The 13,369-nt window shown below is 40.6% G+C and carries 6 protein-coding genes; 2 read left to right on the forward strand and 4 right to left on the reverse strand.

Annotation, left to right across the window (positions count from 1 at the left end):
• Positions 1-34: 34 nt before the first annotated feature.
• From BM000_RS05220 to BM000_RS05230, 3 genes are all read right to left on the reverse strand, one after another.
• Complete coding sequence (locus tag BM000_RS05220; protein ID WP_091495545.1) at positions 35-496, reverse strand: GNAT family N-acetyltransferase; 462 nt, start codon at positions 494-496, stop codon at positions 35-37.
• Between the two features lie 152 nt (positions 497-648).
• On the reverse strand, positions 649-1,221 hold the full coding sequence (locus BM000_RS05225; protein WP_091495547.1) for a class D sortase: 573 nt from the start codon (positions 1,219-1,221) through the stop codon (positions 649-651).
• A gap of 72 nt (positions 1,222-1,293) precedes the next feature.
• Positions 1,294-9,489 carry a SpaA isopeptide-forming pilin-related protein gene (locus BM000_RS05230; protein WP_091495549.1) on the reverse strand — a complete coding sequence of 2,732 codons (8,196 nt, stop codon included), beginning with the start codon at positions 9,487-9,489 and terminating at the stop codon, positions 1,294-1,296.
• Between the two features lie 773 nt (positions 9,490-10,262).
• Between BM000_RS05230 and BM000_RS05235 the strand changes: the two genes are divergently transcribed.
• Positions 10,263-11,450 (forward strand): hypothetical protein, encoded by a 1,188-nt coding sequence (locus BM000_RS05235; RefSeq protein WP_091495551.1) that lies wholly within the window; start codon positions 10,263-10,265, stop codon positions 11,448-11,450.
• A gap of 124 nt (positions 11,451-11,574) precedes the next feature.
• Positions 11,575-12,432, forward strand: coding sequence for a MurR/RpiR family transcriptional regulator (locus BM000_RS05240; protein WP_091495553.1), 858 nt, complete (start codon positions 11,575-11,577; stop codon positions 12,430-12,432).
• A 40-nt stretch (positions 12,433-12,472) separates the two neighbouring features.
• On the opposite strand, the gene BM000_RS05245 is transcribed toward BM000_RS05240, so the two are convergent.
• A complete protein-coding gene (locus BM000_RS05245) occupies positions 12,473-13,366 on the reverse strand; it encodes an ROK family protein (RefSeq protein WP_091495555.1) in 894 nt (297 codons plus the stop codon).
• Positions 13,367-13,369: the final 3 nt, after the last annotated feature.

Consider the following 13,369-nt stretch of genomic DNA (forward strand, 5'->3'; position numbering starts at 1 on the left):
CGTGATGCTCTCAAGCATCACGCTACTTTTTTTATTATTTAACAAGCTCCTTTGTCATAAAAAGACTGTTAGGGTCATGGCGATAGTCTGCAAATGGTTCACAATAGTTAAAGCCAAATTTCTCATACATTAATCGAGCAGGAGCAAAAGCATCCATAGCACCTGTTTCCAGACTAAGTCGTTGGTAACCTCGTTGGTTTGCTTGGTCAATAATGTGTGTTAAGAGTCTGCTTGAGACACCTTTTCGCAAATGATTTTGAGCAGTACGCATTGATTTTAGCTCCCCGTGCTTGCGATCAAGCTCTTTTAGTGCGCCACACCCCGCTAGTTGCCCCTGATCCCAAATCGTCCAAAAAGTTACCGTAGGGTGCTTCAGCTTATTTATGTCAAATGCATGCGTACTTTCAGGTGGAGAGATTGCTGCCATTGCTTGCAAATGCTCATTGATTAGATTTATTACTGCTGTTCTTGTTAAGTTATCTTGTTTAATCTCCATTCACATTTACTCCCTGTCGCTATAAATTGTTCACTAATGATAGTTTACCTGAAAGTACGTTGTTGATGAACCTTTATGTTATATCAGTTTCCATACTAAGAGAATAACTTAACAGATACTTTGAAGATTTCTACTGAATGATTAAAATATAATTACACACCCTCAACATCAATTAATTCACCCTTCACGACCACCCGCTGCTCTCCTGACAGCGTACACGTTATTAACGTGAGCTCAGGTCCATTGTTCTCTAGCACATGTACGTCCTGTGGTTCTACAACCTCAATCGATTTAACGAGATAACGATAACGATGCGTTTGATCACTTAACACCAGCTCATCACCTTTTTGCACATCCGGTAGCTTACTAAAATGCCGGTCACCCCGGTAGCCACGATGACCGGCAATCGTGACATTATCTAACTCAGGATTGCGACCCTCAATAACCTGAGTTAATGCAAGGGCAAGGTTTTCCTCGGTTGTCTCTGCTAATACATATTGATCAAGCTCAATGGCGGGAATCTCCAATTGATAAACACTATCTAAATCTTCAGCTGACCACTGTTCTAGATGATCGATTTCTGCTCCACTTCTCAATAAGTCCATTGCTTGAACAAGAGAAGCACTGCGCGAGGTTGTATACCAATCATAGGTTAACGCTATTGCAATACAAATTGTGCCAACAAACATTGCAATAACACCTACACGTAATTTCTTGCTTTTCAAGAACATCCCCTCCTCTTCCTATTTAAAGCGATAAAATGAAGAAGGGACGACATAAAGCCATCCCTTCGTTAATTACTGTAATCGTCCGTTTAAACCCTTCATTTTCTTCAAATGAGCAAGGACAAGGATACCACCCGTTGTGAATAGCATTGTTCCTAACGTCATCAAGTACCTTAACCATTCCTCACCTGTTTGTGGCAAAACTGGTGGAACAATTTGATCCTCTTCTAGAACTGGTGGTTGCTCTGGTTGTTCTGGGCTATTTTCTACAATATACTCAAGCTCAAAGTGCCCAAACACAATGGTGATTTCAATTGGCTCATCAAGTAATTGATAGCCCTCAGGTGCTGCTGTCTCGACAAGCTGATAGTCTCCGACTGGTAAGCCGTCAATAACTGCCTGGCCATTTTCATCGGTTACAACTGACGTCACAATATCGCCTGCTTCATTAATCAATTCAAATTCTGCGCCAGCTAAAGTAGCATCTGTTTCACTATCCACCTTAATGATGAGTAGTTCTGAAAGAATTGGTGTATTCTCAAAAACTAACTCAACAATCGCTTGCTGGTTTTGCTCAATTTCAAATTCGATTGGTGCTTCATCTAATACATAACCGAATGGGGCTGCTGTTTCTACTAACGCATAGCTACCTGGTGCTAAATCTTCAACAACTAGTAGACCACCTTCATCTGTTGTTAATTCTGTCTCTAACTCCGCACCATCTCCATCTAACAATGTAAAGACTGCGCCTGATAAGAACTCACCAGCACTGCTTTGCTTCGTTAATTGAACCGCGCCTGGTGTCAGCTCATTAACAAAGGTCACTTCTGTTACCGTCGTCTGACCTAAACCAATTTCAAAACTAATTGGTGTTGGATCAAGCTGATAACCCGGTAATGCCTGTGTTTCAATCAATTGATAGCTTCCAGGGTTTAAGTTATCAATAAGTAGTTGACCTTCTTCATTCGTGACCAGTCCTGTTTCAAGTGAATTCCCACCTGCATCTTGTAGCTCAAATTCAACGCCAGCCAAGCGTTCGCCATATTCACCTTCTTTGGTTAATTCAAAGGCACTCGGGATATAGAGGTTCTCTACTTCAATTTCTAATATTTCTTGCTGGTTAAAGACAATTTCAAAGCCAATTGGCGTCTGATCAAGCTGATAGCCAAATGGGGCTGCTGTCTCAACAAAGGCATATTCTCCTGGTAATAAATCTTCAATTAATACTATACCATCTGCATTTGTTGTTAATTCAGTAGCTAGCTCTTGCCCATCCGCATCTAGCAGTGTAAAGACGGCATTAGCTAATGCTTCGCCACCCTCACCAACTTTTAGTAACTGAACAGCACCTAACGATAATGCATTGGTCATACTTAATTCAACTGTTTCGATCGGTCCTAGGACAATTTCAAAGGCAAGCGGCGTCGAATCGAGCTGATAACCCGGAATTGATGCTGTCTCAACCAATTGATATTGACCCGGTTTCAATTCATTGATGACCAGAAGACCGTCTTCATCAGTCACAAGATCTTCTATCAAAGTATTACCTGCTTGATCTTGAAGTTCAAAGGTCACACCGGTTAACAGCGCACCATCTTCACCTTCCTTTAATAGTTGAACTGAACCAGTAGATTGTTCATTCTCAACTTCTAAGCTCAAGGTTGTTTGCTGATTAAAGACAATTTCAAATGCAATTGGTGCCAATAATAAATCGTGACCAAACGGTGCTTCCGTCTCAACAAATGCATACTGTCCTGGTAGCAAGTCGGTCACAACAATGACGCCATTTTCATCTGTTGTTAGACCGGTCGCCAGTTCTTCTTCAGCCTCATTAATTAACGTAAAGACCGCACCTGCTAAGGCTTCACCTGTCTCACTTATTTTAACAAGCTCAACGTCACCAGGTGTCAGCGGGTTAACAAAGGTTACTTCGGTTACTTCTGTCTCACCTAAGCCAATCTCAAATGCAATTGGAGTTGGATCTAAGTCATACCCTGGTATTGTAGCCGTTTCAACTAACTGATAAGCACCTGGAATGAGGTTGTCAATCAACAAAATACCATCCTCGCCGGTGATTAAGTCAGCTTGTAGTGTGTTGCCATCACGATCCTGTAAAGCAAACACCACACCTGCTAGTAGCTCGCCGTCTTCGCCCTCTTTTGTTAACTGAAAAGCACTTGGGATATAAAGATTCTCCATCTCTAATTCCAGTAGCTCTTGCTGGTTAAAGACAATTTCAAATGCAATTGGCGTCGGATCAAGCTGAAAACCAAATGGTGCTTCGGTCTCAATCAGCTGGTAGCTGCCTGGTCGCAAGCCCTCAACGGTTAAAAGTCCGTCTGGATCGGTCACAAGATTGGGCAGCAATAGCTCACCATCACCAGCTAGCAAGTTGAACACAGCGCCTTCAAGTAGTTCGCCACCCTCACCAAGCTTTAATAGCCGGAAGCCCCCTGGGGTTAGTTCATTCACAAACGTTAACTCAACAGTTGCTACCTGTCCTAGTTCGATCTCAAATGCAAGCGGTGTCGGATCAAATTCATACCCTGGTATTGTTGCAGTTTCAACAAGCTGATAACTGCCTGGCTTTAGCTCGTCAATAAACAGGATGCCCGCTTCATCTGTTAATAAATCAGTTTGCAGTGAATTACCATCGCTATCTTGAAGCTCAAAAGTAACGCCTTCTAGCAGTTCGCCATCTTCACCCTCTTTTAAAAGCTGGACAGCACCTGGTGTCTGTTCATTTTCAATCTCTAGCTCTAAAACTGCTTGCTGATTAAAGACAATTTCAAACGGTATCGGCGTCTCGTCTAAATCATGACCAAATGGCGCTTCTATCTCAACAAATGCATAATTACCCGGAAGTAAATCATCGACTTGGATGAATCCTGCTTGATCTGTTGTTAAACCCGTTGCGATCACTTCATCTTGATCATTAATTAAACTAAAGACCGCACCCACTAACGCTTCACCTAATTCACCAACTTTACTAAGTTGGACAGAGCCTGGTGTTAATGGGTTAACAAAGGTTACCTCTGTAACTGTTGTCTGGCCCAAACCAATTTCAAATTCAATTGGGGTTGGATCAAGGTCGTAACCTGGAATGGTTTCCGTTTCAATTAGCTGATAACGACCAGGAATTAGATCATCAATAAAGAGTAAACCATCTTCATCTGTAACTAAACCTTCATCTAAAGTATTGCCATCTTCATCCTGTAACGTAAAGACAACACCAGCCAGACGTTCACCACCTGGCCCTTCCTTGGTTAATTCAAAGGCACTCGGTGTATAGATATTTTCAATCTCTAGCTCAACAATGTCCTGCTGATTAAAAATGATCTCAAATGGAATTGGGGTTGCGTCTAGTTCAAAGCCAAACGGTGCTTCTGTTTCAATAAAAGCATATAGACCCGGCTTTAAGTCATCAACAACAAGAATACCATTTTCATCAGTCGTCAAACCCGTCGCGATAACGACTTCATTTTCATCAATTAAGCTAAAGACAGCTCCTTCAAGGTGCTCACCGCCCTCACCTAGCTTAAACAGTTGCACCGACCCAGTTGCTAATGGGTTAACAAAGCTAACTGCAGTGACTGTCGTTTGACCCAATTCAATCTCAAATTCAATCGGGGTTGGATCAAGCTCATAGCCTGGAATGGTTGCTGTTTCCACAAGTTGATACAGCCCCGGCTTTAGCTCATCAATGAAGAGTAAACCATCTTCATCTGTTACAAGATCAGTTTGTAAGCTATTGCCATCCCCATCCTGCAGCTCAAATTCAACACCTGCAAGCAGGGCACCATCCTCACCTTCCTTAGTAAGCTCTACAGCACCTGGTGTTTGCTCATTTTCCACTTCTATTGCCAACGTGCTTTGTTGATCAAATACAATTTCAAATACAAGTGGGGTTGGATTTAAATCATGACCAAATGGTGCTTCCGTCTCAATAAAGGCATAGAAGCCTGGCGCCAATCCTTCTATCAGTAAAACACCGTCCTCATCAGTAGCTAGACCTGTTTCAAGCTCATTTTCATCAACATCAACAAGGGTAAAGACCGCTCCTGCTAATGGTTCTCCATCTTCGCCTAGCTTAGTCAGTTGCACAGCACCCGGTGTAAATGAATTTTCAAATTCTACTTCTAACGTCTCGGCTTGTCCAAGCTCAATTTCAAACAGCAGTGGGGTCGAAATTAAATCATAGCCTGGCAGTGTCGCTGTCTCAACAAACTGATATTGACCTGGCTTCAGATTATCGACAACTAGAAGTCCATCTTCGTCAGTCGTTAAGTCCACTTGTAGAATCGTACCATCAGCATCCTGAAGTTCAAAGATAACCCCTTCGAGCACGGTACCATTTTCATTGACTTTCACTAATTGCACTGCACCAGTCGATTGCTCATTATCCACTTCAAGCTGAAGTGTCTCCTGCTGATTAAAGACAATCTCGAATAGAATTGGCGTTGGGTCTAAGTCATGACCAAACGGTGCCTGTGTTTCAATAAACGCATAGGAACCTGGTAATAACCCCTCGACAAGTAAACGCCCAGCGACATCAGTGGTAAGACCTGTCTCAAGCTCATCACCATCGGCATCAACTAGGGTGAACACGCCGCCTTCAAGCGCTTCGCCCTCCTCACCTAGCTTTAAAAGCTCGACTGCTCCTGGTGCGAAAATGTTTACCTTAGTTACCTCGACCAGCGCTTGTTGCGCAAACTCAATCTCAAACTCGACTGGGGTCGGATCTAACTGATAGCCTGGTAATGCCTCTGTTTCAATAAAGGCATAGCTACCTGGTTGCAGGTTCTCCACACGGATGACACCATTTTCATCAGTGGTTAAATCAGTTGAAACTAGATCACCTTGTGCATCTACTAAATCAAATACCGCACCTGCAAGCGTTTCTCCGTCCTCATTTCCTTTCGTCAATTCAACCGCATTATCATATTCCATAAAGACACCAACACGTAGCGGTTCGACCGGCTGACCATTGTCAGTAGCAATCGCAAATGAATTCCATGCTGCCCGAGCGCTCGGCTCAATATCTGGATCAAGCACGTCTGGGGTAACATCAGACCACAGCGGTGCTTGCATCGTGAAGTCAATGATAATATCCTCACCAGCTATCCATTCTGTTCCTTCGCTTAATTCAACCTTAAAAGAATGTATCGCTGACCAATTAGCAACACCAGCTTCAAGTGTCCAGTTGGGCGCCTCTGCGTCAGCTGGATTTGTTAATTGTGTTGTCGTTTCAGGATAATCTGTGTTTCGAATCAAATCATCACGCTCAGGATTTTGTGCCTCACTGTAGTAAATATCAACTAACCCTGCCCATTCACTCGGTACCTGAATTGGTCCCGTTAATACCGGTGTGAATTGACTACCGCGCTCCGCATTATCAGTAATGCCAAAGTCACCTTCGGACGGCATCACATCAATTAAGGTCATATAAGAAATATCTCGACCCGTCATGTTGGTCAAAATCAAGCGATAGTCGATTGATCCACTCGGAACAGTGCGTCCAAATTGACTAAAGTCATCATCTAATTGACCTCTGACCAGTTTTTCAGTTTGAATATCGTACTGACCACTAATCGAGTAAACATTTCCCGATCGTAGTCTAGGATCAGCTGTGCTACCATCTTGATTAAGATCATTAGAATCTGTTTGTAGCACAGTATCTGTTACACCCGGATTACTTACCGACGGCACAGCTAGTTCTTGGTCACCGGAAAAACCGTAGACATCAAAGGTAAGCGCACCTGGTGCACTCTCATCTATCTCAACATCAATTTCAGCAAAGACGCTGTTACCAGGTCTTAAAAGGCGATCATTCCAACTAAATTTAACCAACTGACGACCACTTCCATTAAAGCTTTCATCGAGGATCTCGTGATTTCCCCCCATAGCAGTAGCAGAATCAGCTGTTGAACGGCCATCAGCATCGATAAACGCATCATTGGTTACATCAGCTAAACGAATACCAGGTGGTAATAGAACAACAGACTCAAGTGACCCTGTCATAGACAGCGTTGAACTACTTTGTGTGCTTAAATTAACACGAGCGCGATTCGGTCCGGCAGTTACATAACCACCAGTGTGATCAAGCAGCTCGACACCAACAGTAGCAATCGGTGGCTGATCCGTTGGACGTGGTGCGATTGTCGCCGATCTTGGCCCCGCTAGCGGATCTTGACCATAATAATTTCCGCCAGAGTTCCTACCAAAGAAATTACCATTTGCCGTTTCGCCATAGACATCAAACTCATTTGTTACTGTACCCGTGTACCCCTGTTCAACATTAAAGTAATAATTGACATGCAAGCCGGACATGCCACTGGGGGCATCAGTAAAGTTTATATAGACAATACTAACAAAGTCGTCATCAGCTAAACCTAGATCACCACGGTTATAATCCTGATTTATTTCTGCATTCTCCACTAGAATGACTCGACTTCCATTAATGAATGCTTCAATATTAAAGCTTGGCGTTCTAACTAATGGAATGCCTACTGGAAAATCGGCAGTTGGCCGATAACGGGGTGTCCCCCCTATATTAAGCTTATCCAAATTTAAATTATTGTCGATATTATACCAAGTGATATATTCTCGATAATCGCCGGCAATACTATGATGCAAGGGTGAGATGTGATGGTAAAATCTTAAATAGGCATCATCATAAACAATAGGATTGGGATCTCTATTATCAGCATTTCCAATTCCACCCGAGTCATTTGAAGGCCCTAGGTGCGCAGGAACAAAAACTGTTCCAGAGATATCACCTGTTGCCAAGTTCGAATTAACGATGGTTACTGAATCACTAGCATCTGTTTCTTCCTCATGTGCACCGACAAATACTGCATTAGCAGTAATAGTATTGGTCAATGTTTGATCAGTTGTATTACTTGCTACCGTTAATAATACTTCAATTTCTGTCTCAAAGAGACTATCCCCTGAGAGGACCTGCTCCTCATAACTCGGAACATCAAATGTCCAACTAAGTTGATTTCCAGTAATATCTGGCTCAGGACCACTAGCAGTAGAGTGATATGTCAACCCTTGAGGGATATTGTCGACAATCGTTATTTGGCTACCTTCCTCCAAATAGCCCTGCCCGATGTTACTTTTAGGAATGTTAACGCGAATGCTCCACACTGTTCTTGAATTTGGGACGGCAATGTTTCTCGGATTCCCCTCTGCCCTTAGATAATTTTTAGAGGCGACGATTGATGTTGAAGCCTCGATATTAATTGTCGCGTCATCTGTTAATGCTGCTTGTTCATTGGCCGAAAATGTAGCAGTTGCCACTAAAGTGGTACCATTTGGAATGAGACCATTTTCTGTCGATAATCGAATTAATTTATCGTAGGTCTGCCCAGAGGCTAGCGTATCAAATTGATAGATTAATTGATTATTTTCTGCATCAAATGCTGGTTCGACCCCGGCAATTGCTAAATCATTAGCAGCTGGATCAAAAGTAACATGGTCGCTAATTGGTAGATCAACCGCAATCGTCACCCCTGTATACGCTGACCTAGCCCCTGTTAATTTCAGGACAAGTCGATAGACTGCATCATTACCTGCTAAAACATTATCCAGTCTTGGTGACAAGTCAATATCCACATTTAAGTTTCCAACCATTGGTACAAAAATGAGGTCTTCCTGTGGAGATGGCTCCTCTCTATCTGCATCTGTTTCTTCCTCATCGTTGAGTTGGGCCTCTTCCTCCTGATCAGCTTCAGAATTGGAAACTTCAGCATCAGCTTGTTCCTCTTCATCTGCTACCTCATCTTTTTCGGAATCCTCTGATTCTTGCGTTTGTTCACGGGCATCAACATCTTCTCCCATTTCAATTTCAAATGTAAAGGTCTCATTTGCGAGTTCGCTTTCCTCACTAAAGGCAGACGCTTCTATGTTATGTTCACCATCTGCTAGGTCTGTCAAAGCTAGATTAAATGGCAAGCTTGAATTTATACTTAAAAGAAGAATTTCATGTCTTTCTTCAACATAATTCCATTGATACCTGTCATCATTTAGTTCCTCAGTTGTCTCTGGATCATAGCTAGTTGCTTCCGGCAAGCTTATGCTAACTTGATCGACCTCTGAGGCCGTCTCAATCGTAACTATAGCAAGTTCGTTATTAGAACCCTCATCGATAGCTAAATGTAGTAAACGACCTGACTGAGTACTATTAGCAATTATAATAAACGGTGAACTCACTTGGCTAAAAATAATTGTGAATATTAGCAAGATTGGAAAAATTCTTTTCATGATTAGATCCTCCATTTCAATTCAGTATCTAATAGCTTTCTTCTTTAATTTACTAAGTATTAAAATTTAGAAAACAACGATGACTTTTTATAGGTAAGCTACTACCACGAATATTGCAATGAAATAGTCGGCATTTAATTCCTTATATCCCCCCTACTTAAAAAAGTGAAAAACTTTATTCCTAGCTACTAAACCTTCTCAATAATTCCCCCTTTAAAATGAAAATATTTTAATGCTAAAAATAAAGAAAATTATCTAAATTTATCACCTTTTTAAACCAATTAGTATGTTAATTCATATATTACCATGATGTTACAAAATATAATTCATTTTAACAATATTTTTAAAATATGATTACAACTAACTAAAATAGATAAATTTTATTTGATTTCTTTATAAATCCTTTTTTAATGCATTTAATTTACTATGTAATTATTTCAACTGGATTTTACAAGGTATTATAGTCTATTTAATTTCCGTTAAAAGGATTTTACCTTATATTTAGCATTACTAATTAGCAGTTATTATTTATACCTAAATCGAAATACCGATTATATTTTCTACTATATAAAAAAAGATTGGGAGGGTTAAACTATAAAATAATTAGTAAATAGCTCTTTTATTTACATATTAATAAGACTTTACACCCTGATCTTTGTAATTTTTTAATTAGTAAATTTACCAATATACACAGGCAAAAGCTTATAAAACATTTCAAACTTTACATGTTTGTAAAGAAACTATGCAGGGTAACAGATTAAGGAGTACTTAAAATGATTAAATTTTTTAGGAGTGAGCATGTGAAGAAAACGGGCATTATTCTTTTGATTGTTTGCACGATAATACTAGTTGGCTGTGGCGACGAACAAACAAATAGAGACATTCAAGATACGGAGACTCCCCAACAGCCAGAACAGGAGCAGCAACCAGGAGATTCTGAAGATGAAGAAACGATTTCTTCCAATGGTTATGAAGCTATTGAGCAGATTGATATTGACGGTTATGCAAACGGTCTAGTCTTCACCATGTCCGCTGATGGAACGCGATTAATATGGGGTGAAACTGATCAACGACTCGCTAATACCAAACGAGCTAACCTATGGATTGAGGGTGAAACAAGATTGTTAGATTTTCCAGATGACAATATTGATTATTTTTTTCTATCTGAACAAGGCAATATAATAAGAAACCAAGCCGACTGGGATTTACCTGTCGAGGAGCGGCATGCAATTATTGTTTTTAACCCTGAAACTGAAGAAACAATTGAACACGTGATGAATAATGATTGGGATACCATCTTGACACCTTCACGCACCAATTATAGCGAGGAACCTCATATGTATATCCGTTACAAAGACTATTCTGAACAAGTTACCTTAACTTTTTGGGATATCACACAAAATGAAGTTCAAGAAATCGATCTCACTGATCTTGTTTACAGCGAGGAGGACGAAGAGCTACACTCATATCCACGAACCGCATTTATAGAAGATACAAATGAACTAATTCTATTAATCTTTGACGTTGGGATAGTACGCTACGATCTCGACTCTAGTACTGGGGAATTCGTCTTCACCACAGATAATTTATTCGCTCACAATGAGCGTTCGCAAACACCTATCTTAACATATGATAATCGTTACGCTCTATACGCGACCTTTGATGCTGAAGACGATATGACACATATGGCGTTTGACCTTGAAACGGAAGAAGAGCTAGAGATTGGCATGGGTGTGGCTACCTTCCCACTTCAGGATGGTACAGTAATTTTATTCGATTATGACGATACCTTTCAACACTTCGATCCAAGTACGGGAGATCTAAGTGAAATTCATGCACCTGATCTTTCAGATGGTGATTCAATTGATAATTTCACCATCAGTGCTGATGGTTCAACGATTGCCTATGTGGTTAGAGATGATGACAATGAATCAACACTTTATATAGTTAGTCTCTTTTAACATTATAGCTTTTATTTTCTGACCAAAAAATATCACCCCTTACGGATATACCCATTAAATCTTTTGTAGAAGGATAATTATTGCTATAATAGTCTTATGAGTTTACTTTTAATGAGGTGTACCTATGCAATCTGCTGTTATTATGAAAATTATCTCACTTCAATCTAGCTTTACTGCTAGCGAGCACGAGATTAGCCAGTTCGTCATAAAAAATCCTGACTTTGTTATGACAAATACTATTACTACACTCGCAAGGAAAACAAATACATCCGAAGCTAGTATTAATCGTTTCTGTAAAAAAATCGGTTATAAAGGCTTTAATAATTTTAAAATTGCTTTAGCACAAAGCACTACCCAAATGGAGCAGCTATCTGATAATAAAGAGGTCGATAGCTCGAATATGCTCGAATACTTAGCTGCTGATTATAAGAAAATGATCATGAACACATGTGCCATGCTAAATGAAAAGGATATTGAAGACGCAGCTTCTATGATTACTTTTGCGCGGAAAATTTTCATCCTATCCATTTACACAACATCCTTCGCTGCCCAGGAGACCATGTTTAAGTTAAGACAAATTGGCATAGACGTCACTTATATTGCAGAACCACTAGAGGCACAACTTGCTTTAGAAAATATGAATAGCGATTCTCTGCTCATTACCGTGGTTCCTTCAGTTATTAGTAAAGATATTATTCCATTTCTCGAGAAAGTAAAGCGCCGAGGCGTGAAGTCTTTACTTATTTCTGGAAATGACAATCCTAAAATTAATGATTTAGTTGACCTCAAGTTAATTACACCTGATCATGTAATTGCCAGTAATCCACTTGTTATCTCGAATTCGTTAATGTACAATTTTGTGTTTGATACCATCTATGCTACTATTCTTAGAGATAATAAAACGATGCGACAGCGCAAATTAAGTAGCAACACTATTATAGATTCCTTTCAATCGGCAGAATCTAATCTCTACGAATGGTAAATATAAAACCATAGTCTAATTTCCAGACTATGGTTTTTAACTAGTTATTTGCTAAAAAGGCCGCTCCAACAATACCAGGCTCTTCTAAGCTTGCTTGTTTTATTTGCACCTCTCCCATTACAGGATAGACATACGATGGATAGTATTTTAAAATAAGGGGCTCTAAGATTGCAAAGGCATTCATCACGCCACCACCTAGGATAAATACATCTGGATCGATAACCTGAGCAATCGTCGCCATCCCTCGTGCAATATCGTGCGCATAATCCTGAACAACCCGCATCGCAGCAGGACTACCCTCTTGATAAAGCGTAAATACCGCCTCTGCATCATGAACAGATAAACCCGCACGATTAGCCCTTATCATCAAGGAGCGACCACTTGCTTCTCCCTCAAAGCTTCCTTTGTTCAGTGCTTTTACTTCACTCCCATTATCTCGAATAATGATATTCCCAACTTCTCCAGCGCAGTTATGCTGACCAGATACCAGCTTGCCATTAATGACGATTCCCCCACCTACTCCAGTTGATATCGTAATATACTGACAAATTTGGTAACCCCTACCCGAGCCAAATGTGGCTTCACCAAGCGCTGCGACATTTGCATCATTTTCTAAACAGACCTGCTTATTTACCTCTTTTTGAATTATAGCAGTTAATGGAACCTGATCCCAATCACTCAAGTTCGGTGGCGCGTAAACAACCCCCTTTTTTGCTGATAAAGGACCCGGACAACCGATACCGATTAAATTCACTTCATCAAAAGCAGTCTGCTTCCTAATCATGCTAATCATTTTGTTAATGACATACTTATACCCTTTGTGGATCTCGGATTTTTCCTTTTGTAATTGACTAATGTTGCCCTGATAATCAACGGTCGCACATCTAATATGGGTTCCGCCAAGATCTACAGTTATTGCCTTAGGTGTCGACACAGC

This window comes from Amphibacillus marinus, from assembly GCF_900110345.1.
GTDB classification, from domain to species: domain Bacteria; phylum Bacillota; class Bacilli; order Bacillales; family Amphibacillaceae; genus Amphibacillus_D; species Amphibacillus_D marinus.

Coding starts and splice junctions, on each gene's coding strand:
- BM000_RS05220 (WP_091495545.1), bottom strand. CDS start 496: ATGGAGATTAAACAAGATAACTTAACAAGAACAGCAGTAATAAATCTA.
- BM000_RS05230 (WP_091495549.1), bottom strand. CDS start 9,489: ATGAAAAGAATTTTTCCAATCTTGCTAATATTCACAATTATTTTTAGC.
- BM000_RS05235 (WP_091495551.1), top strand. CDS start 10,263: ATGATTAAATTTTTTAGGAGTGAGCATGTGAAGAAAACGGGCATTATT.
- BM000_RS05240 (WP_091495553.1), top strand. CDS start 11,575: ATGCAATCTGCTGTTATTATGAAAATTATCTCACTTCAATCTAGCTTT.